This window comes from Rhizobium hidalgonense, assembly GCF_005862185.2.
In the GTDB taxonomy this organism is placed as follows: Bacteria; Pseudomonadota; Alphaproteobacteria; order Rhizobiales; family Rhizobiaceae; genus Rhizobium; species Rhizobium hidalgonense.
Map to the genome: position 1 here is coordinate 3,061,572 of NZ_CP054027.1, position 23,796 is coordinate 3,085,367.

The window sequence follows — 23,796 nt, forward strand, 5'->3', positions numbered from 1 at the left end:
CAATCGGAAAAGCTTCAGACAACATGGTTAACAAGTTGCAAACAGCAGCCGCACCTTAGACTTAGGTTGTAAGGCAAAACCGGTCGTACTGCCAAAGCGCGTTGCTCTGTGGACGTCTTCGTCCGGGGACACGCGTTATATCGCGCCGATTTCCTTGAGTTTCTTCAGCACCGCCTGATTCGGCTCGCCGTTCTCGGGCAGGTTATAGTGCTTCTGGAAATGGCGGATGGCCGCACGGGTCTGCTCGCCGGCGACGCCGTCGACGCCGACATTGGCATAGGCCATGTTGGAAAGGCCCTTCTGGATCTTCAGCACCAGGTCGACATTGGTAATTTCGCTTGAGGGGACCTGCTTTGCGGCGGAAGGAGCGGTTTTGACCGTCTTTTCGGCGCTGCGGATCGCTGCTGCGACCGGGTCTTCCGCCGCCGCCTTCGAGCTTACATCCTCGGGCGGCTTTTCCGTGGGAATGGTGGAAGGACCTGATGCATCGGTCTTCAGTGCCGCCAGCACCTCCGGCGTCGGATCGCCGGTCTGGGCCATGCCGACGGTTTCTTCGAAGAAGAGGATGGCCGCACTGGTGCGCGGGCCGATGATGCCGTCGGGTATGCCGTTATAGAGGCCGCGGCGCACGAGCTGCTGCTGGATGTCCATAACAAGCTGGCTCGGCTGCTGGCCGGGCGCGGGGGGCGCCGGCGTTGCGTTGGTGGTGGTCGCGGCATCCTCCGGCCGTTCGATCCGGAAGGTGGTGACGTCGCCCTGTTGCTCCTCGGCCGGGCGGCGGGCGCCAACCACGTTGGGAGACTGCGGATCGCGAGTGCGGAAAATCGGATGGGGATGCAGACCCGGCTGATACCAGAGCGCATTGGCGGCGACGAAGGAGAAGATGACGACGAAGGTGATCGTGCCGCCGGCAACCGACGGATTGCGGCCGATAACGCCGCCGAGCACCGAAGCACCCTGCAGGCTGAGGCCGCCCAGGGCGGCTGCGCCCGACATCAGCAGGCCCGGCTGCTGCCGTCCCCTTTTTCCCTTAGGCGATTTTCGCTTGCGCGCGGCCATCGAAACGCCCCTCCCCCAATTCTGCACCTGCATTGACCGCGCCCTTCAGCCGCGGCGGAAACTCGACAGTCGCGCCATGGCCGGCGTCTTCGGCGATCACGGCGCCCGAGCCGTCCACCGCGATCTCGATGGTGATGATCGTGCCTTCCCCGGGCTGGCTGGCGATGGCGAAATGCCCGCCGTGCAGCGCCACCAGCCCCTTGACCAGGGAGAGACCAAGTCCTGTGCCTTCGAAGCGGCGGGTATAGTCGTTCTGGATCTGGACGAAGGGCTGGCCGAGCAAGGCCAGTTTGTCGGCCGCAATGCCGATGCCGGTGTCGCTGACCGTCAGCTTGAGGATGCCGTCGCGGGCCGCCGCATCGACCGAGACGACGCCGCCGGCCTCGGTGAACTTTATGGCATTGCCGACGAGATTGATGAGGATCTGCTGAATGGCGCGCTGATCGGCGACGATCTCGCCGAGGCCGCGCTGGATCCGGCTCGTCAGCGTCAGGCCCTTGGTCTTGGCCTGCAATGCCAGCATCGATTCGCAGGATTTGACCGAGCTCGCTATATCGAAGGCTTCAAGGATCAGCTCGTAACGGCCGGCTTCAATCTTGCTCATGTCGAGCATGGTGTTGACGACAGACAAGAGATGCGCGCCGGATTCGCGCACGAGGCCGACATACTCGCGCTGGCGGTCGTTTTCGAACTTGCCGAAATATTCGCCGATCAGGATATCGGAAAAACCGAGAATGGCGTTCAGCGGCGTGCGCAGCTCGTGGCTGACGGCGGCGAGGAAGCGCGACTTGGCGTCGTTTGCCGATTCGGCATCGGCGACGCGGTTCTGGGCTTCGGCCCGCAGCTGCTGCTCGACGGAGACATCGCGCAGCTGGGCAATGATAGCCGCAAGTTCGCCGTCCGCGTCGCGCCGGGCTGTCATGTCCATTCGGAGATAGGCGAACTGGCGTTGATCGCGCGCGACCGAGGGGCGGTCGATGCGCAGATCGACGCACTCGGCATCCTCGCCCCGGCGCAGGTTATCGAGCGCCTGCAGGAAAAGGATGCGGTCGGAAACATGCACCTGCTCGAGGAAACCTCTGCCCTTGGGATCGCGCATCCAGGCGAGGAAATCGCGCCGGTCGCGGCCGCCGACGGTCGCCACACTGCCATGCGGGTCGAGGAAGAAGACGAGGCCGGGGGTGGCAGCAAGCAAGAAGTCCTCGGCCGACTGTGTGGCGATACCGGCGGACGAGCCCTGGCGGGCAAGCGCGATGCTGCCGACGGCGGAAAACAGAAAAGCGGCGCAGACCATGGCAACCCCTGCCGGCAAGGCGACGGCCGGACTGGTGACCGCCGAAAGACCGATAGGCGCGGCAATGAGAGCGGCCGACGAGAACAGCACGAGGCGGCGCAGGATCGCGAGCTCGCGCTGGCGCACGGCTTCACCGCCGCCCGTCCGGGAGAGCCAGCTTGTCGCCGCCCGGTCTACGAGCGCCGTCACCCAGCCGCCAATGTTACTCAATACTTGCACGCAATACCCGCCCAAAAAGGCTGTCTGTCGATCCGGACAATAGGCCCCGGCGGCTTAAAGAAAGGATAAGGCAAAAGCGCCGTTCACAGCCGGAAAGGGCCGAAAATCCCGTTTTGAAGCATCCGGAAGGCTCTTTGCCTTTTGTGGTTAATGGCAGGTAAGCGACGGATTTTCCTCATATTTCAGCATTGCATTAACTCTTGTGGCAAGGCGAGCCGGCAAAAGCCCTGCAATTGCAAGCAGGTGCTGCCCTGATGCTTAACGGCGATTGCTCGCATTCGACTAAAATGTCCGTCAAATGCCGTTCGCTAAAATTTGAATTAAATTTGCCGCAAATGCGCGTGAGTTTCGAAAAGCGGCATTCGCAACTTGGCGGTAGGGTGAAAACACACCGGACAACCGGCCTGATTCGGCGACAAGAACCGGACGGGAAAACAGGATGGGCAACGACAATGTGGTTTCTGATCAAAGGATCCTTCTGGTTTGGCCTTGTGCTCGTGCTTCTTTCCGTCTTCAGCACGGAGGGCTCCGATAAGCTTGCCAGCGGCCCGCAATTGCAGCTTTCCGACGCCTTTACGGCGGCGAGCGGCGCCTATGACTATCTCACCGGCATGTGCTCGGAGAAGCCCGAAGTCTGCGCCAAGGGAGCGGAAACTGTTACCGCACTCGGCTACCGGGCGCGTGAAGGCGCCCGCGTCGCCTACGAACTGCTCGACAGCCAGTTCAAGGACGAGGCGCCGGCGACCGCAAGGCACGCCGAAGCTGAGATGCCGGTGGCTGGCGCCGCGCCTTCGCTGGCGGCACCCGCCATCCAGGAAAAGCTCCGCGAGGCAAAGGCCGCGCTGAACCAGCCGATGCCCTACCGCCCGCCGGTCGAGGGTGACGCTTCCGCTGAGACAGTTGTCACCGGCGCGATCCCGCTGCCGACGCCGAAGCCGGCAATTTGACGAAATTTTCGCGGGCACTCGTCCGCAGAGCATTCTTTTCTTTTCGCAATCCCGGACGCAAAACCGCTGCGCACTTTTGCTGGGAATTGCTGATTTGTTTTACGCAATCCCGGACGCAAAACCGCTGCGCACTTTTGCTGGGAATTGCTGATTTGTTTTACGCAATCCCGGACGCAAAACCGCTGCGCACTTTTGCTGGGAATTGCTTGAACTTGCATCGGTGGTCCGGATGACGCGGAAATGCCCCATGCCTGACGTGCCTGCCCTGTTTAATTCAGCATGTTGCTGCGCCGTGAGGATGCCCATCCCTCACGGCGTTTCTTTTTGTAACGCAATTCCCGATCAAACCGCTTCGCGCCTGACCTGGGAAAACCGCATCACACTTCTCCTGGAATTGCTTTAGCTGTTCAAATCCGCCGGTCTTTCACCTATATGCACTGGTAAGATTGAAAGGCTTTCCCATGGCATCCCTCGACCAGATCATCGACGACTTCGCCTTCTTGGACGATTGGGAAGACCGCTATCGCTATGTCATCGAACTCGGCAAGGCGCTGCCCGACCTGGCCGAGGAGAAGCGTACCACCGAAAACAAGGTGATGGGCTGTGCCAGCCAGGTCTGGCTGGTGACGCATACGACAGGCGATCCCGACAACCCGGTCATGAGTTTCGAGGGTGATTCCGACGCCCATATCGTGCGCGGCCTCGTCGCCATCGTGCTGGCCACCTATTCCGGCAAGATGGCGTCGGAGATCGCCGGGCTCGATGCCTTCGAAATCTTCTCGAAGATCGGCCTGGTGGAGAACCTGTCGTCGCAGCGTTCGAACGGACTGCGATCGATGGTCAACCGGATCCGCGAAGAAGCAAAGCTCCGCGCCGCGGCCTGAACGCGCTTGCGATTAGGGCTTCGAGCGATGCCGTGCCGAGCGATTCGAAAAGCGATTTGTTAGCGAATTAGTATATTCACACTTACTCATAGTATAGGAATACATTCTACGGCTGCTTGTAAAGCATAGAGCCGAGGCGCCGCCGCAACCAGAGACAGAAAAGCCGGGCACAAGACCCGGCTTTTGTCGTTGGTGGCTTTCGAAAAAGCTCAGCCGCGGCCGCGCTTGCGGCGCTGACCCAGGCCCATCTCTTTTGCCAGGCGCGAACGCGCTTCGGCATAGGCGGGCGCTACCATCGGGTAGTCGGTCGGCAGATCCCACTTCTCGCGGTATTCTTCCGGCGAGAGGCTGTGATGCGTCATCAGGTGACGCTTGAGGGACTTGAAGTTGCCGCCGCATTCCAGACACGTGATCTGCTCGTCCTGTACGGACTTGCGGACAGAGACTGCAGGCTTCTGTTTTTCGACGATGGCCGCAGCAGGCTGCGGTACGGACGTGTTGCTCAGTGCCGAATGCACGTCGGAAATCAGATTTGCCAGGTCGCTGACCGGGACAACATGGTTGCTGACATAAGCCGCGACAATGTCGGCTGTCAGTTCCACAAGCAGCTCCGGCGCATTGCCGGTCGCCATTTCCGTCATATTTTTTCTCCTGTTAGCATGCTCAAACGGCCTTTGACTGTTACGTCAAAGACCCGCCTCGTAGAAGCGAACAGCAAAAGCACCGGAAGCGACCTTCTGTTTCGAAAAACGCGAATCCACCCCTAGATTCCGAAGAGCGAGACCTGTCCTAATACTGCCTGGCTGCAAACCACTACGTCATGCTCCAGGCCATGGCCCCAGTTTAGACATGAAAAATCGAAACTGAGGGACTTGGAAGCAGTACGATTGTAATTCACAATCAGAACTCTACTTGCATTTTCAAATACCATCGTTTGGTCGAAAGGCCAATTATTATTTGTCGTTTTTCTTGAGAAAAAATGACAGATGAAGAATTAAGGCGCCTGCGGGCAAGCTTTACTCACAGCTTCCTGTGCATAAGTTTTGCATAAATCTGGTAAAGCAGCGAAACAGCACAGGCTCAGCGCTTGCGCATATCGTCGCGGACCGAGACGGCACCGAGCGCATATCCGCAAAGGTGGGCGGCCCTGGCCAGCAGATGCGCGGAGACCGGCGCCGTCAGCAACAAGAAGACGAAGCCGGCAATGGCGCGGGCGAGAACCGCCAGTTCCTGCGAATAGAGGCCGGCGGCAAGAAGCAGCAGACCGGAACCGACCGTGCCCACCTTCGAGGCAGCGTGCATGCGCGTATAGAGATCGGGCAGCCTGACCAGGCCGATCGCCGCCGAAAGAGCGAAGAGCGCACCGGCGATCAGCAGCACAGCGACGATGGCAGCCAGGATATAATCGATCATCATTTCTTCCCTCCCGCATGGCGCCTTTTTGCGCCGGCCTTTGCCGGAGGGGCCGGCGATTTGAAGTTGCCCCGCGACAGCACGAATCGGGCGAAGGCGACCGTCGCCAGGAAGCCGACGAGGCCGAGCGAGATGGCGATATCGATATAGAGCGAAAAGCCGGTTTTGACCGCGATGACGGCGATGAGACCGATTGATATGCCGGTCAGCATATCGAGGGCGAGGATGCGGTCCGGCAATGTCGGGCCGGCAACGACGCGCCAGACCGTCAGAATCAGCGCCAGGCCGAGGATGACGAGTGCGGCCGAGGATGCGGCCGCGACGATGGCGGCAGGTGTGATCACCGGAAAGCCTCCATGATCTTGCGTTCGAAACCATTGGCGATGTCACGCTTGCTTGCCTCGGGATCGGAACAATCGAGCGCGTGGACATAGAGCGTGCGGCGATCTGTGGCGACATCGACCGAAAGTGTGCCGGGTGTCAGGGTAATGAGGTTTGCGAGCAACGTGATCTCGAAATCACTCGTCACCGTCAGCGGGAAGGCGAAGATGCCGGGCTTCAGCTTCATATCGGGCGAGAGGACGGTCAGCGTCACCCTCCAGGCTGACAGCGTCAATTCCTTCAGGAACAGCGCGGCGAGCGAGAGCACCAGGCCGGCGCGGCGCAGATATCCATTGCCGCCGAAGGGTTCGCGGATGATGAACAACGCCAGGGCGCCAAGCAGGAAGCCGAAGACGAGATTGTGCAGCGAGGCGCTGCCGGTAACAGTGACCCAGGCAATGGCAAGCAGCAGGTTGAAGAGAAAGGCGATCACCGCGCGCCTCCGGGGAAAACCGAATGAAGATAGGCCCGCGGATCGGCAAGACCGGCGGCGGCCGATTGCGACAGAGCCAGCAGCTGTTCCGGCAGGATGCCGAAGCCGACGACCAGCGCCGTCAGCGCGGCAAGCGGCAGGCCGGTGCGCCAGACGGCTGGCGATGGCACGCCTGCTGCCGGCGCCGGGCGCCAATAGACGAGCAGAAAGAGGCGTCCGAAGGCGATCGTCGTCAGAAAACCGCCGCCGAGGATGACGGCCGCCAGCCACCAGGCGTCGAGATCGAGCGAGGCCTTGACGAGAATGACTTTCGGCCAGAAGCCGGAAAAGGGCGGCAGGCCGCAGGCGGCCAGGAAGAGCACGAGCGAGAGCGCGGTGAAGCCGCCGCTTTGGCGATAGAGGCCGCCGAGCGCCGACAATAAGAAGCCGCCGCCGCGCCGGGCGATCTCGCCGGCTGTGAGATAGAGCGCCGTCATCAGCACCATCGAATGGAGCGCGTAGAAGACCGCGCCGCTGATGCCGCCGCCGGTGCCGCCAAGTGCGACACCGGCCAGCATATTGCCGATGCCCGATATGACGACATAGCCGAACAGCCTGCGGATATCGTTTTCGGCAAGCGCGCCGAGTGCGCCAACGAGGATGGTCGCGGCGGCGGCAAGCGCAATCAGCGGGCTGAGTTCGGCGCGTTCGATCGGCAGCAGCATGACCAGCACCCGGATCAGCGCGTAAATGCCGACCTTGGTGAGCAGACCGGCAAACAGCGCCGAGACCACGATGCGCGGCGTATGATAGGCGGCGGGCAGCCAGAAATTCACCGGGAAGGCTGCCGCCTTCATGGCGAAGGCGAGCAGGAAGAGGCTTGCCAGCGTCATCAGCGGCGCCGTGGCGCGCAAATCCCTCGCCTTCGACGCGATATCGGCCATGTTGAGGGTGCCGAAGACGGCATAGAGGATGCCGACGCCGATCAGGAACAGCGTCGTGGCGATGAGGTTCAGCACCGCATATTTCAGCGCGCCGTCGATCTGCTGACGTTCGGAGCCGAGGATGATCAGCCCGAAGGAGGAAATCAGCAGCACCTCGAACCAGACATAGAGATTGAAGACATCGCCGGTGAGAAAGGCGCCGCTGACGCCGGCCATCAGCAGCATGAGCAGCGGGAAGAACCCGTATCGCCGGCCGCTTTCGCCGATATCGGCGAGCGCATAGATGCCGGCGGCGAGCGCCACAAGGGCTGATGTGAAAGCCATCAGCGCCCCGAAAAGGTCGACGGTGAAGGCGATGCCGAAGGGCGGCAGCCAGCGGCCCATGACCATGGTGAGCGGCCCTTCGGCCACGACTTTGGCAAGCAGCGCCGCATCGATCAGCGCCAGAACCGCAAGGCCAGATATGGCCAGCCAGGCCTGCAGGCGGGGGTAAGCGCGCAGCATCAGCAGGACGGCGCCCAGCGTGATGCAATGGGCGACCGGCAGGATGGCAAGCCAATGGCCGATCGGCACTGGGGCGGTGATCAGGGCGGCGGAGAGATCGACGGTGGTCGGGGCGGCCATCAGCGGTGGCCTTTGGAAACGCTGGGGACGCGCAGCACCAACATCCGCATCAATACCCCAATGGCGGCAGCGGCCGGTCGTCGGGTTCGGCGGCGTGCATTTCGCTGGTGTCGTCGGTGCCGAGGTCCTGGTAGGCGCGGTAGGTCAGCACCAGCAGGAAGGCGAGGAAGGAGAAGGAGATGACGATTGCGGTCAGGATGAGCGCCTGCGGCAGCGGGTTCGCGGTGCCGGCGGGCAAGCTCTCCAGATTGGCGGGGATGATCGGCGGCACCTCGCGCGTCAGCCGGCCTGATGTAAAGAGCAGCAGGTTGACCGAATTGCCGAGGATGGCGATGCCGAGCATGATGCGGATCGTGAATTTCGACAGCAAGAGATAGATGGCGGCAGCGAAGAACAGGCCGACGAGGATCGCCAGAAGTGGCTCCATCATTCCACCTCCTTTTCTTCCAATGTCAGTGCGATCGAGGTGATGGCGCCGAGCACGACGAGATAGACGCCGACGTCGAAGAGCAAAACGCTCGACAGTGGCACTTCGAGACCGAAGAGGTTCGGGTAGACCCAGAGGCCGGTCATGAAGGGAACGGCAAAAAGGATGGAGAGAAGCCCCGCCAGCGTCGATAGCAGCAGGCCGAAGCCGGCGATCGACAGCGGATGGAAAAGCAGCGCGCGGCGAACGGCGGCGACGCCGCGGGCGATACCGTAGATCGCCAATCCGGAGGCGGCGATCAGCCCGCCGATGAAGCCGCCACCCGGCTCGTTGTGGCCGCGCAACAGCACGAAAGCGGAAAAAAGCAGCATCAGCGCTGTGAGGAACGGAGCGACGGTGCGGAAGATCAGGGTGTTCATCAGCCCTCTGTCTCCAGCGCGGGATCATTGGCGGCAAGCTTGCGCTCGGTGCCGGCGCGGATACGGATCAGCGCCAGGATGGCAAGGCCGGTGACCGCGACGACGGCGATTTCGCCGAGCGTGTCGGTGCCGCGGAAATCGACGATGATGACGTTGACGACATTGGCGCCGTGGGCGATCGATTTCGAATAGGCGTTGAAGAACACCGTCAGCGCATCGTTGAACGGCGCCTGCGTCGCCCGCAGCAGCAGAAGCGTGAGGCCGAGGCCGCAGGCAAGCGCCAGCGCCGCGTCGAACAGGCTTCGTCCGAGCGGGCGCTGATCGTCCGGCGAGAGCCGGAGCCTGGTGATAACAAGGGCGAGAATGACCACCGACAGGGTTTCGACCATGAACTGGGTGAAGGCCAGATCCGGTGCGCCGAACAGCAGGAAGATGATGGCGACCGCAAAACCCTGAATTCCGAGCGAGACGATCGCCGTCAGCCGGTCGCGGGCGACGAGCACGGCGGCAAGGCCGACGGCGGCGATCAACAAAACCGCCCATTCATAGAGCCTGACATCGGCGGGCCAGGCGGGAAGGTGCGGCAGTTCACCATAGACGACGGGGGGAATGATGAGGATGGCGGCGACCGAGAGGAAGGTGCAGGCAATATAGATCTGCAGCCGCCCCGGCTGGAGAATACGCATGAGGCGGCCGGCGAAGCGAACAAGGCCCGATATGGCAAGGTCGAAGCCATGATCCGGCCCGCGCCCGGCCGCGATGAGAAAGATGGCCATCGCCGCGCGGACTCGGGCGAGCTGCCAATAGATGCCGATGCCGAGCAGCACCGTCAGAACCGAGAGCGCCAAGGGCACGCCTGGATGCAGCGCCAGCGAAACGTCGATGTCAGCAGGAGTCTGGCGGATGGCGGCTGATATCGGTGACGACAGGAGAGCGTGCGTGAAGCTCGAAAAGATCGCGGCCAGCAGGCCGAGGGCGGCGAGAACGGCCGGGCCGAGCCAGAGCAGGACGGGCGCTTCATGCGGATGTATCGGGGTCTCCACCGGCCGGCCGAGAAACGGTTTCAGCGCCACGGCGAAGGCGACGGCAAACATCAGCGCATTGCCGAAGACGGTAACGGCGGTGAAGGTAAGCGCGCGGACATCGCCGCCGATCAGTGCCGTATAGATCTCTTCCTTGGCGAGGAAGCCGAAGAAGGGCGGCAAGCCGGCCATGGAGAGAGCCGCCGCCAGTGCGATGACCCATGTCAGCGGCATCGCCCGCCCCAGGCCGGCAAGCCTGGTGATATCGCGTGTGCCGGTCTCATGATCGATGATGCCGGCGACCATGAACAGCGCGCCCTTGAAAAGACTATGCGCCACCAGATAGAGGGCTGCCGCCTCCACCGCATGTTCGGAACCGAAGCCGATCAGCATGACCAGCAGACCGAGCGACGAGACGGTGGTATAGGCGAGCTTGAGCTTCAGGTCGGTCTGTCGGATGGCGAGCGTGGTGCCGACCACCAGCGTCAGGCCGCCGAAGAAGGGCAGAAGGATTTCCCAGGCAGGCGTCGCTCCCATGACAGGATTGAGCCGCATCAGCAGATAGACCCCAGCCTTCACCATGGTGGCCGAATGCAGGTAGGCCGACACCGGCGTCGGCGCCTCCATGGCGTTCGGCAGCCAGAAATGAAAGGGGAACTGCGCCGATTTGGTGAAGGCGCCGGCAAGGACCAGGATCAGGGCCGTTAGATAGAACGGGCTTTGGCGCACGGCATCGCCAAATCGCATAAGCTGCGACATCTCAGTCACGCCTGATATGTTCCAGAGCAGCAGCAGTCCGGCCAGCAGGCAGAGCCCTCCCCCGCCGGTCACGACAAGCGCCTGCAGGGCGGCGCGGCGCGCCGCCGCACGCTCGTGATCGAAGCCGATCAGCAGGAAGGAGGTGATCGACGTCAGCTCCCAGAAGATGAAGAGCATCAGGAAACTGTCGGAAACGACGACGCCGAGCATCGCCCCCATGAACAGGAAGATGAAGGAGAAAAAGCGGCCCTGATCCTTGTGTCCCTTGAGATAGCCGCCGGCATAGAGCACGATCAGCGTGCCAATGCCGGTGATCAGCAGTACGAAAGCCAGCGACAGGCCGTCGAGGAACCAGGAGAAGGAAAGATTGTAGCTTGGCACCCAGGCATAACCGCCGGCGACGACCTCGCCACGCGCGATCGCAGGCACGAAACGCAGGAAGTGCAGAAAGGCGAGCAAGGGAGCGATCGCCAGCAGCCAGGCGCCGTTGGCGCCGAAGATGCGGATGACAAAGGGAGCGGCAAGAGCGCCGGCAAGCGGCAGACACAAGGCCAGAAATGTCAGAGCCGTGACATCGGCCATGTCTCCTCCTCTACCGGCAACAGACGAAAGCCGGAGAAAACCGGCTGCCCTCTGACTTAGGCGAAATGGTAGAGCGCCTCAAGCAATTTCGCCAATGGGACGAAGCCAATCAGGCTGTCGACCGGGCCGGCATCAGGCTGTCGTCCGGGCCGGCATCAGGCTGTCGTCCGGGCCGGCATCAGGCTGTCGTCCGGGAAAGACGCGTCAGCAGCCGGGCGATGCAGCCGTGCAGGACGAAGATCAGAAGTGTCAGCGGCCAGAGCAGGCAGGCAAATAGTCCGGCGAGACGATGAAGCGTCAAGCCGTCATGGTTGGCCCAGCCTTCCAACAGCGTGACCGCCATGGCCGCCAAAGCGACGAGGCAGTAGAGCAGGACGATTGCTGCTTCAAACACCAGTGATTCCCCAATGCACGTAACATTAACCCTAACAGAAAACCCCTGACGGATGTAAGAGCAAGCGTCCTCCCCAAAAAGCGGTACACGGCGAATTGGGCAGGATGGTGCTCAAGACTTGATGAATCGGAGACGGCGCACCACATTTTCTCGCGAAACGGAACCGCCCCTCGGCGAAAGGAGCATGGCATGTCCGACACTGCAACCACCGCCAAGATCCACAAGACCGACGCGGAATGGAAAGAGCAGCTCACCCCCGAGCAATACCGCATCACCCGCCAGCACGGCACCGAGCGCGCCTTCACCGGCCCCTTCTGGGATTCCTTCGAGACCGGGCTTTACCGCTGTGTCGGCTGCAATGCCCCGCTTTTCCGCTCCGACACCAAATTCGATGCCGGCTGCGGCTGGCCGAGCTATTTCGAAGCCGTCTCGCCCGATGCGGTGACCGAACATCGCGACACTGCCTTCGGCATGGTGCGCACCGAAATCCGCTGCGGCAGTTGCGAAGCCCATCTTGGTCACGTCTTCCCCGACGGCCCGCCGCCGACCGGCCTGCGCTACTGCATCAACGGCCATTCCATGGTGTTTGAGGCAGGGGAATAGGCGCACGGCGCTGGAGTCGGCAAGTGGCCGATCTCGCAGGAGAGAGGTCAATGGCGCGCGATATCATCCTCCATACCAACCGGCTGACACTACGGGAGATCACGCCTGCCGATCTCCCGTTTCTCCACCGCATTTTCAGCGATGCCGAATGCATGCGTTATTATCCGGGGATAAAGAGCTTCGACGAGACCGCGCGCTGGTTTCAGCGGCTCGCCTTCGACAGTTATGGCAGTCACGGTTTTGGTCTCTGGGCCGTGACCGACCGACAGAGCGGCGCCTTGCTCGGTGATTGCGGCATCACGTTGCAGGAAACCTCCGCAGGGCTGGGACCCGAGATCGGCTACCACCTGTGGCGCGACCATTGGGGCAAGGGCTACGCGGCCGAAGCGGCCGCCGCCTGCCGGGACCACGCGCTCGGTACGCTCGGTCTGGCGCGCATCGTCTCCATCGTAAGGCCGGATAATATGCGCTCGCAACGGGTCGCGGAGCGGGTGCATCGACGGCGGGAAACATTCTTCAAGGCCGTGGGCTCAGATGGATGCAAGGTGGAATTCCACCTCTACATCTCGGAGAAAGCATAAGCATCCGTCCCCTCTCTCGTTTTAATGGGGAGCGGGGCAACCCGTGTCTGCCAGATCATTCATGCTCGACAGGGCACGGCCAGCTCGTCGGCGCCGACAGGCCGGCCGGGAGTTTGGTCGAGGCGTCGCCGCAGGCGAGGTCGATCTGGGCCTGTTCGAGGCCGGATGCGGCCGAGAGGTCGAGGCCTTCGATGCGGGTCAGGAACATGAAGGCGCGCTCGAACATCGCCGGGCCTTCGAAGCTCGCGCCGGAGAGATCGGCACGGGAGAGATTGGCGAAAGAGAATTTCGTGCCCGTCAGCACCGCCTTGTCGAAATCGGCACGGCCGAGTTCGGCTTTTTCGAAGCTCGCTCCGGCAAGCCTGGCGCCGGCGAAATTGGCTCGCTGCAGCTCGGCGCCGGCGAAGGAAGCGCCTTCGGCGATGATATTGGCGAAGCTGGCTCGATAGGCTTCGATCTTGGCGAAGCTGGCGCCTTCGGCGTGGGCGCCCTCGAGCGAGGCGCGCACCAGCGTTGCCTTCTCGAGATTGGCGGATTTGACGTTGGCGCCGGCAAGATCGGTCAGCGAGAAATCGGTGCCGACGAGGTTGGCGCCTTCGAGATCACTGCCCTGCAGCATCAAGTTCTTCTTGGTGCATTCCTGCCAGTCGAGCTTCGGTGAGGCCAGGCTGCCGCAATCGGCGGCCCGGGCAGCGACCGGCGGAAATGCCAGAAGGACGAGGGCGAGGAGACCGAGCGACGATCCGTGCATTGCCATTGAACTGTTCACCTCCATACCATTCTGAGGCCTCCCGCGAAGCAGGCTGCCTCCATTTTCTTACACAGCTCAGACTACAATAAAAAGATGGCGAGCGCCCTTCACAAAGGGTTGCCGGAGCTTGCCGGATCGGCCGCAGGCAGGCGAAGCTCCATACAGGTGAGATCAAGCCAGCGGCCGAATTTGGTGCCGACCTCGGAAAATCTGCCGGCGACGCGGAAACCGAGTTTTTCATGCAGCCGGATCGAGGCGGTGTTCTCGGCCTCGATGCCGGCGATCATCACATGGATCTTGCCGGCCGTTGCACGGACGATCAGCTCGCGCATCAGCCGCTCGCCGATGCCGGCGCCACGGCAATCCTTGTCGACATAGACGGAATGCTCGACGGTGTGGCGGTAACCGTCGAAAGCGCGCCAATCACCATAGGAGGCGTAGCCGGCGACCTTGCCCACGATTTCCGCGACGATGACGGGAAAGCCGCGGGCCTTGCGCGCCTTCATCCATTCCCGACGGTTTTCGAGATCGACCAGCGTGTCGTTCCAGATCGCCGTCGTGTGCTCGACGGCGTGATTGTAGATATCACGGATGGCGGGAAGATCGGCCTCGGTCGCGTCGCGGAGAAGAACGGCGTCTGTCATGATTGCCCGGCTCGAATTGACTGCCGAAATGGCATACGCCCCGCCTCCGAAGATGTAAACGGCTTCGGAAACAGCCCTGATCAGACGCCGGGCGCCGGCAGGCTGAAACAGGTGAACACGGCCGAATAATGCACGGCCGCGGCGGTGACGACGAAACCGTGCCAGATGGCGTTCTGGAAACGCAGTCTCTCCCAGACATGGAAGATGACGCCGAGCGAATAGATGACCCCGCCGATGACGATCAGCAGCATCGAGGCGGACGGAATCCGCGCGGCGACGGGGCCGGCCACCAGCACACCGCTCCAGCCCATGGCGAGGTAAAGCAGAATGGCAACACGGTCGTAACGGCCGGGAAAGACGCATTTCAGCACGACGCCGGCGGCGGCGAACAGCCAGATCGCCACCAGCATGAAGAGGAGCAGCGGATCGTCGGCGCCGCGTTCGAGAAAGGGCGTGTAGGTGGCGGCGATCAGAAGGAAGATTGCCGAATGGTCGAAGCGGCGCAGGTACCATTTGGTGCGCGAGACCGGCCAGGCATTGTAGGAAAAGGAAATGGCGAGCGTCAGCACCAGCCCGACGCCATAGATCCAGGCGGCGGCGAGCGCGCCGTAGGAGCTCCAGAGCGTGGCATAGAAGATCAGCACGGTGGCGCCGATCAGCGCCAGCACGAGACCGACGCCATGGACGATGCCGTCGGCGATCAGTTCATATTTGTCGTAAGCCCAGCGAACACCGTTGAACTCGGCCATGCACGCCAATCCGTTTTGGACCCCGATTGCAATCGTTGCATCGAACCGACGGGCACGCAACTGCGGCAAAGCGCACCGGCGGTAAATCTTCGTGACAGGCTGTTCGGCAGCGAGGCGGCTGCCCGATCAAATCTTTTGCCGGTCGACGAGCACCGAGCATTTGGCGTGGCGCACGACCCGGTCGGCGGTGGCGCCGATGAAGTAATTGGAAAAATCGGGAACATGCGAAGCGACGATGATGAGATCGGCTCTGTGGCTTTCGGCAGTCGAGATAATCGCTTTGGCGGGCGGGCCGTTGCGGACCTCGACGGTTGCCGCAATGCCGGTCGTGGCGATCAGCGCGTTGAGCTTATCGCGGCTGTCCTGCATGGCATCCTCGACCATGTTGGCCGGCAGTTCGATCGCGACATAGGTCGGCACATCCTCGATGACATTGAGCGCGACGATCTCGCCGCCGTCGTCGAGCAAGGACGCGGCCTTGCGGAGGATCTGTTCTCCCTTTTCGATGCCGCCGAGCGCGATCGCGACGATGATTTTCCTGTACATGGCTCCCTCCATGACTGAGATGCATAAGTATCCTCTAAAGAAGATATGAGCGCTTTGACCGCGATCAAGTGGGCGCAAGTCATCGTCAACACCTGCTCAACAGTTTATCGTCAAAAACGGGACTTCTGTGAACAATCGCAATCCGCCATATAGGCATCAAGTACGGCAGCCGAGGAGATAGAGGCGAATGAACCGGCGAAACTTCCTCGGCCTTGCTGCGGGCGGCACATTTGCCGCCACCGCCGGAACGCCTTCCATTCTACAGGCCAGATCAGAGGCAGGAGAACAATCCATGACGCCCGAAACTTCCTATGCGCTGACGCGGCCCGCCTATATCGACCAGTCGCATCTCATCGTGAGCGACCTTGCCCTCGTGTCCGGCTTCTATCAATCGATGCTCGGCCTGACGCTCATCGAGAAGACCGCAAGCGGGCAAGTGCTGGGCGTCGGTGATCTGCCGCTGCTGACGCTGACGACGACCAAAGATGCGGCGATCGCGCCGCGCAATGCCGCCGGCCTTTTCCACACCGCCTTCCTGATGCCGGATCGGGCCGAACTGGCGCGCTGGCTGCGGCATGCGGCACACAACAATGTCGCGCTCGACGGCGCCTCGGACCACCTCGTCAGCGAGGCGATCTATCTGTCCGATCCGGAAGGCAACGGCATCGAAATCTATGCCGACCGGCCGCACGGACAATGGAAATTCCAACAGGACGGCATGGTGGAGATGGCGACGCTGCGCCTCGACCTGCAGGCGCTCTATGACAGCGCGCCGGACGAGCGCTGGGGCGGTATGGCGGAGGGAACGGCAATCGGCCACCTGCATCTGCAGGTCGGCGACATCCCGCAGGCCGACGCCTTTTACCGTGACGTGCTTGGCCTCAAGCTGATGGCGAGCCGTCCGGGCGCGAGCTTCTTTGCGACCGGCGGCTATCACCACCATATCGCCGCCAATATCTGGAACAGCCGCGGCGCAACGGCACGCGCCGCCAACATGACCGGACTTTCGGACTACAAGGTCCGATTCAACGACAAGGCGACACTGGATGCGGCGATCTCCAAACTCGACGAACTGGAAATCAAGAGCGAGAAGCGCGACGGCGGCACATTCCTAATGGATCCGTGGGGGATCGGGCTGACGCTTTCGGCGTAATTACCCAAGTGCGGAGCAGCGCCAACGGCTGAAATATTCACGCGCTGCGAGCAAAATAACGCGTCAAAAACCGTGCCGCGGGCGGCTTTCTGCATGGCCCTTCCCCTCCAGGGAACCGGAACCGCGGCAGCGCGTTTCCGTGACGAAGCAATGGGGCTTCGGGGACCTCACCGCATGGGCATCGCCAATGGCATCCGCAAACAGGCCAACAAGATTGCGATCGGCGAACGCCGCACCAGCGCCTGGGCGCAAACGCTAAAGGAGGCAGCCGAAGAGCTGCCGCCGGCGCCGCTGCACCGTCTTGAGAAGGACGGGCTGGATATTAGTATGGCCTGGGCGATCATCGGCATCTTCGGCATACTCGGCCTTGCCGCCGTCTACATGATGTCGCTGATCCTCATCCCGATCACCCTTGCCGTTGTGGTCGGCATGATCCTCGGCATGGCTGCGGAAAAACTCAGTAGGATGGGTGTGCCACGGCTTGCCAATGCCTTCCTGCTGTCAAGCTGCGTCGCTCTGGTGATCTTCCTGCTGATCAACTCGCTTGCCGGCCCGCTTATGGCGTTCGCCAATGAAGCGCCTGATTTCGCCGAGCGGACTATCAACCGCGTCATGCCCTATCTCGAGCGCATCGAATGGCTGCATATCACCCCGGCGACATTCGAAAGCGGCCCGATGTCGATCGGGGCGCTGATCGAAAATACCGGCAATGTGCTGCATGTGGTGACCACCAGCCTGACGCCGGCACTGGTGCAGGGGATGATCTTCTTTGCGGCGCTGCTGCTCTTCCTCGCCAGCCGCGTCAACCTGCGCAAAGGGATCATCATGGCCTTCCGCACTCGCACGCAACGCCTGGCGGCGATCCGCGTCATCAATGGCGTCGAGCAGGTCCTCGGCTTCTATTTCGCCACAGCCTCGCTGATCTATATCGGGCTCGGCGTTGTCATGACGGTCATCGCCTATGCCGGTGGGCTGGCGGCGCCGGTGATCTGGGGTTTCTTCGCCTTCCTGTCGAGCTTCATCCCCTATCTCGGCATCACGCTGATGACGCTTGCCGTCGCGATCGCCGGCATCCTCACCTATGATAGCCTGCTCACCGGGCTGATGCCGGCCGCAGCCTTCTTCACCGTGCATCTTCTCATGGAGAACCTGATCTTCCCGGCGGTGATGGGACGGCGGTTGGAAATCAATCCCTTCATCGTCTTCCTCGCCATTCTGTTCTGGACATGGATGTGGGGTGCCGTCGGCGCCATGCTGGCGCTGCCGCTGTCGCTGATCGTCATGACTGTCATCGACGAACTGCTGATCGAGGAAAAGCCGCAGCCGCAATTGCCGAAATGAACAACCGGGGAGATATTGGTGGCGTCTGATCTCGATCTCAATGAATCCGATCACGACCAGATGGTCAGCGGTCGATCTCTCTGGGGCAAAAGCGGCATTCGGCCGGATTGGCGGCCGATCGAGCAGAGCTTTTCCGCCGACATCGCCGTGATCGGCGGCGGCATCACCGGCGCACTGGTTGGCGAACATCTGACGGCGCGCGGTTTTTCCGTTGTTATCATCGACCGGGAGGAACCCGGTTTCGGCAGCACCGCGGCGAGCACAGCGATGCTGCAATGGGAAATCGACAGCACGCTGACCGAGCTTGAGGATTATTACGGCTTCGAGCGCGCCGCCGGCATCTACCGCCGCAGTGGTGCCGCAGTCGCCGGCCTTTCCAAGCTGATTGCTGCAAACGGAATTGCCTGCGGCTTCCGGCCGCGCAACACGCTCTATCTCGCCGCCAACCAAGAAGGCGCCCGCGATCTTCGGGAGGAGCGCCAACTGCGCCGGCGGGCCGGCCTGCCCGGCGTCTATCTCGAACATCCCGATCTCTTCACCCAGTTCGAGCTCGATCGGGATGGGGCGATCTATTCGCCGGGTTCGGCGGAGGCCGATCCACTGCTTCTGACCTGGGCACTGATCGAGTTGGCCGTCCGGCGCGGCGCGCGGCTGGTGAATGCGTCCGTCACCGCGCTTCACAGCGAAGGCGATCATGTCACAGTTGAGACGGAGGGAGGCCACGCCATCGAGGCGCGCCATGCCGTCCTTGCCACCGGCTATTCGATGCCAGGCTTCGACATGCCGAAGCTGCACCGCGTCAGTTCGAGCTGGGCATTCGCCACCGTACCGCAGGATCCGGCAAATTTCTGGCGCGACAGGGCGCTGATCTGGGAGGACAACCACCCCTATCAGTACGTACGCACGACAGCCGACAACCGCATCGTCGCCGGCGGTGAGGATGATGGCACAATCGATCCCGAAATGCGCGACCACAAGCTGCCGGCCAAGATCGCGGCAATTCGCGAGAAGGTGCAGCGGCTATGGCCGAAAGCCGATACGCGCGTCGCCCACGCCTGGTGCGGAACCTTCGGCGAGACGGCCGACGGCCTGCCGCTGATCGGCCCGGTGCCCGAGATGCCGCATGTGTTCGCAGCCTACGGCTACGGCGGCAACGGCATCACCTTTTCCTACCTCGCAGCCCAGATGATCGGCGCGATGCTGGCCGGCATGCATCGCGACTGGTTCGAGGATTTCGCGCTCGACAGGGATGGGCCGGGGCTGCGGCGGTTTGGGGAGGATTGGGTGAGGGCTGGGAGTGAACTGCGATAAAGGCTTCGCTTTGGCTATTGTGCCGTGTGTGACACCCCTCTGCCCTGCCGGGCGGAGGGGTGTCACACGGCACACCTTCAGCCGCAGCCTACTCCGTCGTCTTGTCGTCACCCATATCGTCGACATCGTCGAGCCGGACGAATTCAGTGCCCTTGGCTTTCAGATCGACCAGCGCCTTGGCCACCCCCTCGCCCGCCGCATGGGTCGGCTGGTTGATGTGGGAGATGACAACGTCGCCGTCTTTGGCCGAAGCGATGCGTTTTTCGGTGATGGCGGCGCCGAGCAGCGAGCCGCCGTCGCCGTTGACCGAATAACCGGCGATGCGATAGCCCATGGCGCGGATTTCGCCGATGGCGGAAAGATCATATTTGGCTGTCGATCCGCGGAACCAGTGCGGCGCCGGAATGCCCGATGCGACCATGGCCGCGGCGCCGCCCTCGACTTCCTGCTTCACCGCCTGCGGTGAGCCGGCCGAGGCGATGCCATAGATCAGCGTCGGCGTGTCGACAGCCGGAATATGGTTCTGGCCATGGTTTTCCAGTTCGAAGAGATCGGGATTCTCAAGGAAGACGGCAAGGGCGGCGGGATTATGCTTCAGCCAGCGGGCGGTGACGAAGATGGTTGCCGGGATGCGTTCCCGCACCAGGGTCGAAAGGATGCGCTCGTCCGCCTGGCCCATGCAGGCATCGAAGGTGAGCGCAATGCGGGCATGGCCGGCAATATTCGAACGGGCGATATGCAGATGCGGCTCGACCAGCTTTATCTTCGGCGCCGTGGCGCCTGTGGCGGGAGTGGTTGCCGCCGAGGTCTGCGCCGCTGACGGTAGTTCGTCCGCCGATGCAGCTGATATCGCGGCCAGGAGGAAGGCCGAAGCGAGCAGGATGCGGTTCATGTCAGGGCTTCTACGATTTAGGTCCGTCGATTTTAGCGGGTGCAGTTGCGTGGCGCCATGTGGCCCAATGTCACCGCAGCCGGAATAAATGCGGCATCAATCGTAAAGATAATATTTGTCCCATTTCTCGCGCGGCACCTTCTCGCCGATCTGGTAGTCGAGCTCGCGCACGTTGATATGCTGCGGACCGGTGATGCAATTGTAGGAGAGATGGTACCAATCGCCTTTGCTGCGGAAGACGGCGCCGGGCGCCTGCAGCGAATTGTCGCCGGCGACCGGATCCTTGAACGTATAGGCGATCACCTTGTCGGGCTTGAAGCCGGTGCTGTCGCTGTTGATGCGGCTCATCGCCTCGGTGTCGCAGCTCTGCTCCAGCCGGGTCGAGGGATCGAGTTTTTCCAGCTGCTTCTTGATGGCCGGATCGACGGCGAAGGCGGGGGCAGCAAGGCCAAGGAGGGATACGAACAGGAGCAGACGTTTCGGCATTGCGGAGAAAATCCCTTACTGTTGTCCATTCTTCACCTTGCCCCGGGCAGCTTGCCGGGGGCTTGGCACGTGCAAATTTCGCTCAGCGATAGCGGACATTCTTAAATATTGTGGTGACATCAAGGCAGAGCCGGCGGGGCGGCCTCCCAGCCTGTGGAAGGTTATCCATGGCCTTGGCGCAGCCTTGCCGCTTGATCCCGAACCAGTGCGCCTCTATCTCTTGCCAACCCGATATCCCGATCCGGAGCCATTCCTTGTCCGTTTTTAAGAGCCTGCCGACACCGCCTGCCGCACCGAAGAAGCCCATCTCCGATACGCGCCACGGCATTACCCGCACGGACGACTATGCCTGGCTGCGCGCCGACAATTGGCAGGCGATGTTCAAGGATCCGTCGATCCTCGACCCTGAGATCCGCCGATATCTCGAAGCCGAAAACGCCTATATGAACGCGGCGATGGAGGACACCAAGCCGCTGCAAAAGGCGCTGTTTGCCGAAATGCGCGGCCGTATCAAGGAAGACGACAGCTCGGTGCCGATGAAGGACGGCGCCTATGCCTACGGCACATTCTATGTCACCGGCGGCGAACAGCCGCGTTATTTCCGCATTGCCCGTGATGGCAACGTTGCCGACGAGACGATCCGCACCGTGTTGCTCGACGGCGACAAGGAAGCGGCCGGCAAGGCCTATTTCCGCCTCGCCGGTCTCGACCATACGAGCGACCACAGCCGCGGCATCTGGGGCTATGACGACAAGGGCTCGGAGTTCTTCACATTGAAGGTCCGCGACCTCTCCACGGGCGAAGACCTTGCGGACCGGATCGAGAATACCGGCGGCGGCGGCGTCTGGGCGCCGGACGGCAAGAGCTTCTTCTATTCGGCGCTCGATGAGAACCACCGGCCTTCGAAGGTGTTCCACCATATTGTCGGCCGGCCGCAGTCGGAAGACCGGCTGGTCTATGAGGAAGCCGATGCCGGCTTCTTCATGGGCGTCGGCGGCTCGCTGCTGGACGATGTCATCTATATCGACATTCATGACCATGAAACCAGCGAATACCGGCTGCTGTCGACCACGGACCTGACGGCCGAGCCGAAACTGGTGGCGGCGCGCGAGGAAGGCATCGAATATTCGCTGACCGAGGGCGGCGACGTCTTCTACATCCTGACCAATGACGGCGGCGCCAAGGATTTCAAGATCATGGAAGCGCCGGTGGACAATCCGGGCAAGGAGAACTGGCGCGAAGTGGTTGCCCACAAGCCCGGCACTTTGATCATCAGCCACATGGCCTATGCCCGCCATCTTCTGTGGCTGGAGCGCAAAGACGGGCTGCCGCAGATCATGATCCGCGACCGGGCGACCGGCGAGGAACATGCGATCGCCTTTGCCGAGGAAGCCTATTCGCTGGGGCTTTCGGGTGCGGCGGAATATGACACGGATATCATCCGCTTCTCCTATTCCTCGATGACGACGCCATCGCAGCTCTACGACTACAACATGGTGACGCGCGAGCGCACGCTGTTGAAGACGCAGGAAGTGCCGTCGGGCCACAATCCCGACGACTATGTCACCCGCCGCGTCTTCGCTCCGGCGTGGGACGGCGAGAAGGTGCCGGTCACCCTGCTCTATCGCAAGGACACTGCCCTCGACGGCAGCGCGCCCTGCCTGCTCTACGGCTACGGCGCCTACGGCATCACCATTCCGGCCGGTTTCAACACCAATTGCCTGTCGCTTGCCGACCGCGGCTTCGTCTATGCCATCGCCCATATCCGCGGCGGCAAGGACAAGGGTTTCGCCTGGTACGAAGACGGCAAGATGGACAAGAAGACGAATACCTTCAAGGACTTCGTAGCAGCCGCCGACTATCTGAATCAACAGAAGTTCACCTCTTACGCGAAGATTATCGCCGAAGGCGGCTCGGCCGGCGGCATGCTGATGGGTGCAATTGCCAATATGGCGCCGGAGAAATTCGCCGGCCTCATCGCCGCCGTTCCCTTCGTCGACGTGCTCAACACCATGCTGGACGATACGCTGCCGCTGACGCCGCCGGAATGGCCGGAATGGGGCAACCCGATCGACAGCAAAGAAGAATACGAACAGATCGCTGCCTATTCGCCCTATGACAATGTCGGCGCCAAAGCCTACCCGCCGATCCTGGCACTCGGCGGCCTGACCGACCCGCGCGTCACCTATTGGGAGCCGGCCAAATGGGTTGCGAAGCTGCGCGAGAAGACGACCGGCGCGGCGCCGATCCTGCTCAAGACGAATATGGACGCCGGCCACGGCGGGGCGTCGGGACGGTTCCAGCGGCTTGAGGAGATCGCGTTCGAGTATGCGTTTGCGATCAAGGTGGCGGGGAAGATGTGAGGGGTTTGGGGGTTTTGGGGGGTGCGACACGGCACACCATCCGCGGAGAAAGAAATGCCCATCTATATCGCCCTGCTCCGCGCCGTAAACGTCGGTGGCACCGCCTCGCTACCGATGGCTGAACTCAAGGCGATCTGCGAGGATCTCGGCTTCAGGGATGTGAAGACCTACATCTAGAGCGGCAATGTGCTGTTCCGCTCGGATGAGAAAGAAACGGCAGTCGAGGAAAAGCTCGACGCGGCGCTCGGCCAGAAGATGGGTAAGCGGCCGGCTGTGATGGTGCGCACCCGCAAGGAGCTTGAGGCGATTGCCGCCAAAGCTCCCTTCCCCGATGCCAAGCCGAATTTCCTGCTGGTCTACTTCCTGCCCGAAAAGGCAGCCGACGATGCGCTCGATAAAATAGTGGCGCCCGATGGCGAGGAGGCGAAGCTCGCCGGCCGGGAGATCTATGTGCATTATCCGAATGGATCCGGCCGCTCGAAACTGAAGCTGCCGGCGCTGAAAGCCGGCACCTCGCGCAATCTCAACACTGTGCGCAAGCTCGCGGAAATGGCGGCTGATATGGAGGATAAGGACTGAGTGTGAAGCGCAGAATT

25 protein-coding genes and 1 pseudogene are annotated in these 23,796 nt (G+C 62.0%); 9 read left to right on the forward strand and 17 right to left on the reverse strand.

The genetic code is table 11. The features are described from left to right. Positions 1-135: 135 nt before the first annotated feature. Positions 136-1,059: a peptidoglycan-binding domain-containing protein gene (locus tag FFM81_RS14785; RefSeq protein ID WP_138384767.1), complete on the reverse strand. Its 924-nt coding sequence runs from the start codon at positions 1,057-1,059 to the stop codon at positions 136-138. Then, a complete protein-coding gene (locus FFM81_RS14790) occupies positions 1,031-2,572 on the reverse strand; it encodes a sensor histidine kinase (protein WP_138384766.1) in 1,542 nt (513 codons plus the stop codon). The genes FFM81_RS14785 and FFM81_RS14790 overlap by 29 nt, the downstream gene beginning before the upstream one ends. A gap of 452 nt (positions 2,573-3,024) precedes the next feature. Between FFM81_RS14790 and FFM81_RS14795 the strand changes: the two genes are divergently transcribed. Both FFM81_RS14795 and FFM81_RS14805 read left to right on the forward strand, forming a co-directional pair. Then, a complete protein-coding gene (locus tag FFM81_RS14795) occupies positions 3,025-3,519 on the forward strand; it encodes a DUF5330 domain-containing protein (RefSeq protein WP_138384765.1) in 495 nt (164 codons plus the stop codon). A 461-nt stretch (positions 3,520-3,980) separates the two neighbouring features. Further along, entirely contained in the window at positions 3,981-4,403 is a 423-nt protein-coding gene (locus FFM81_RS14805; protein ID WP_138384764.1) for a SufE family protein, read from the forward strand. Between the two features lie 209 nt (positions 4,404-4,612). Here the strand turns inward: FFM81_RS14805 and FFM81_RS14810 are convergent, their stop codons facing one another. The 9 genes from FFM81_RS14810 to FFM81_RS14850 all read right to left on the reverse strand — a co-directional run bounded on the left by FFM81_RS14810 (position 4,613) and on the right by FFM81_RS14850 (position 11,780). Continuing rightward, complete coding sequence (locus tag FFM81_RS14810; protein WP_003569414.1) at positions 4,613-5,044, reverse strand: Ros/MucR family transcriptional regulator; 432 nt, start codon at positions 5,042-5,044, stop codon at positions 4,613-4,615. A gap of 439 nt (positions 5,045-5,483) precedes the next feature. Beyond that, complete coding sequence (gene mnhG / locus FFM81_RS14815) at positions 5,484-5,816, reverse strand: monovalent cation/H(+) antiporter subunit G (RefSeq protein ID WP_025415694.1); 333 nt, start codon at positions 5,814-5,816, stop codon at positions 5,484-5,486. Beyond that, positions 5,816-6,160 (reverse strand): cation:proton antiporter, encoded by a 345-nt coding sequence (locus FFM81_RS14820; RefSeq protein ID WP_025415693.1) that lies wholly within the window; start codon positions 6,158-6,160, stop codon positions 5,816-5,818. Before FFM81_RS14820 ends, mnhG begins: the two co-directional genes overlap by 1 nt. Then, positions 6,157-6,630 (reverse strand): Na+/H+ antiporter subunit E, encoded by a 474-nt coding sequence (locus FFM81_RS14825; RefSeq protein WP_003569419.1) that lies wholly within the window; start codon positions 6,628-6,630, stop codon positions 6,157-6,159. The genes FFM81_RS14820 and FFM81_RS14825 overlap by 4 nt, the downstream gene beginning before the upstream one ends. Further along, positions 6,627-8,177, reverse strand: a complete 1,551-nt coding sequence (locus tag FFM81_RS14830; protein ID WP_138384763.1) for a Na+/H+ antiporter subunit D — start codon at positions 8,175-8,177, stop codon at positions 6,627-6,629. The genes FFM81_RS14825 and FFM81_RS14830 overlap by 4 nt, the downstream gene beginning before the upstream one ends. A 49-nt stretch (positions 8,178-8,226) precedes the next feature. Next, positions 8,227-8,607 carry a Na+/H+ antiporter subunit C gene (locus tag FFM81_RS14835; RefSeq protein WP_246401099.1) on the reverse strand — a complete coding sequence of 127 codons (381 nt, stop codon included), beginning with the start codon at positions 8,605-8,607 and terminating at the stop codon, positions 8,227-8,229. Continuing rightward, complete coding sequence (locus tag FFM81_RS14840) at positions 8,604-9,023, reverse strand: Na(+)/H(+) antiporter subunit B (RefSeq protein ID WP_138384762.1); 420 nt, start codon at positions 9,021-9,023, stop codon at positions 8,604-8,606. The genes FFM81_RS14835 and FFM81_RS14840 overlap by 4 nt, the downstream gene beginning before the upstream one ends. Then, positions 9,023-11,386 carry a putative monovalent cation/H+ antiporter subunit A gene (locus FFM81_RS14845; protein WP_138384761.1) on the reverse strand — a complete coding sequence of 788 codons (2,364 nt, stop codon included), beginning with the start codon at positions 11,384-11,386 and terminating at the stop codon, positions 9,023-9,025. The genes FFM81_RS14840 and FFM81_RS14845 overlap by 1 nt, the downstream gene beginning before the upstream one ends. 178 nt (positions 11,387-11,564) lie before the next feature. Next, the gene (locus tag FFM81_RS14850; RefSeq protein WP_025415688.1) at positions 11,565-11,780 is read right to left on the reverse strand and encodes a hypothetical protein; all 216 of its coding nucleotides are present in this window, start codon (positions 11,778-11,780) and stop codon (positions 11,565-11,567) included. Positions 11,781-11,969: 189 nt separating this feature from the next. Between FFM81_RS14850 and msrB the strand changes: the two genes are divergently transcribed. After that, a complete protein-coding gene (msrB, locus tag FFM81_RS14855; RefSeq protein ID WP_138384760.1) occupies positions 11,970-12,383 on the forward strand; it encodes a peptide-methionine (R)-S-oxide reductase MsrB in 414 nt (137 codons plus the stop codon). A gap of 50 nt (positions 12,384-12,433) precedes the next feature. Further along, positions 12,434-12,964, forward strand: a complete 531-nt coding sequence (locus FFM81_RS14860) for a GNAT family N-acetyltransferase (RefSeq protein ID WP_138384759.1) — start codon at positions 12,434-12,436, stop codon at positions 12,962-12,964. A 55-nt stretch (positions 12,965-13,019) separates the two neighbouring features. Here the strand turns inward: FFM81_RS14860 and FFM81_RS14865 are convergent, their stop codons facing one another. From FFM81_RS14865 to FFM81_RS14880, 4 genes are all read right to left on the reverse strand, one after another. Next, positions 13,020-13,721: a pentapeptide repeat-containing protein gene (locus tag FFM81_RS14865; protein WP_138384758.1), complete on the reverse strand. Its 702-nt coding sequence runs from the start codon at positions 13,719-13,721 to the stop codon at positions 13,020-13,022. A gap of 101 nt (positions 13,722-13,822) precedes the next feature. Continuing rightward, positions 13,823-14,359, reverse strand: a complete 537-nt coding sequence (locus tag FFM81_RS14870; protein ID WP_138384757.1) for a GNAT family N-acetyltransferase — start codon at positions 14,357-14,359, stop codon at positions 13,823-13,825. A gap of 80 nt (positions 14,360-14,439) precedes the next feature. Then, positions 14,440-15,108 (reverse strand): PAQR family membrane homeostasis protein TrhA, encoded by a 669-nt coding sequence (trhA, locus tag FFM81_RS14875; RefSeq protein ID WP_128399840.1) that lies wholly within the window; start codon positions 15,106-15,108, stop codon positions 14,440-14,442. 126 nt (positions 15,109-15,234) lie between these two features. After that, positions 15,235-15,654 (reverse strand): universal stress protein, encoded by a 420-nt coding sequence (locus FFM81_RS14880; protein ID WP_003569434.1) that lies wholly within the window; start codon positions 15,652-15,654, stop codon positions 15,235-15,237. A 187-nt stretch (positions 15,655-15,841) separates the two neighbouring features. On the opposite strand from FFM81_RS14880, the gene FFM81_RS14885 reads away from it, so the two are divergent. The 3 genes from FFM81_RS14885 (at position 15,842) to FFM81_RS14895 (ending at position 19,459) form a co-directional block, all read left to right on the forward strand. Then, the gene (locus FFM81_RS14885) at positions 15,842-16,807 is read left to right on the forward strand and encodes a VOC family protein (RefSeq protein ID WP_173883788.1); all 966 of its coding nucleotides are present in this window, start codon (positions 15,842-15,844) and stop codon (positions 16,805-16,807) included. Between the two features lie 174 nt (positions 16,808-16,981). After that, positions 16,982-18,148, forward strand: a complete 1,167-nt coding sequence (locus tag FFM81_RS14890) for an AI-2E family transporter (RefSeq protein ID WP_138384878.1) — start codon at positions 16,982-16,984, stop codon at positions 18,146-18,148. 18 nt (positions 18,149-18,166) lie between these two features. Beyond that, the gene (locus FFM81_RS14895) at positions 18,167-19,459 is read left to right on the forward strand and encodes an NAD(P)/FAD-dependent oxidoreductase (RefSeq protein ID WP_138384756.1); all 1,293 of its coding nucleotides are present in this window, start codon (positions 18,167-18,169) and stop codon (positions 19,457-19,459) included. An 88-nt stretch (positions 19,460-19,547) separates the two neighbouring features. On the opposite strand, the gene FFM81_RS14900 is transcribed toward FFM81_RS14895, so the two are convergent. Both FFM81_RS14900 and FFM81_RS14905 read right to left on the reverse strand, forming a co-directional pair. Beyond that, on the reverse strand, positions 19,548-20,351 hold the full coding sequence (locus FFM81_RS14900) for a polysaccharide deacetylase family protein (protein WP_138384755.1): 804 nt from the start codon (positions 20,349-20,351) through the stop codon (positions 19,548-19,550). A 96-nt stretch (positions 20,352-20,447) separates the two neighbouring features. Further along, entirely contained in the window at positions 20,448-20,837 is a 390-nt protein-coding gene (locus FFM81_RS14905; protein ID WP_003569446.1) for a DUF930 domain-containing protein, read from the reverse strand. Between the two features lie 254 nt (positions 20,838-21,091). Here FFM81_RS14905 and FFM81_RS14910 point away from each other — a divergent pair, with 254 nt between their 5' ends. Next, entirely contained in the window at positions 21,092-23,200 is a 2,109-nt protein-coding gene (locus FFM81_RS14910; RefSeq protein ID WP_025415680.1) for a S9 family peptidase, read from the forward strand. Between the two features lie 54 nt (positions 23,201-23,254). Next, a pseudogene (locus FFM81_RS14915) lies at positions 23,255-23,779 on the forward strand (DUF1697 domain-containing protein). The last annotated feature ends 17 nt before the right edge of the window (positions 23,780-23,796 follow it).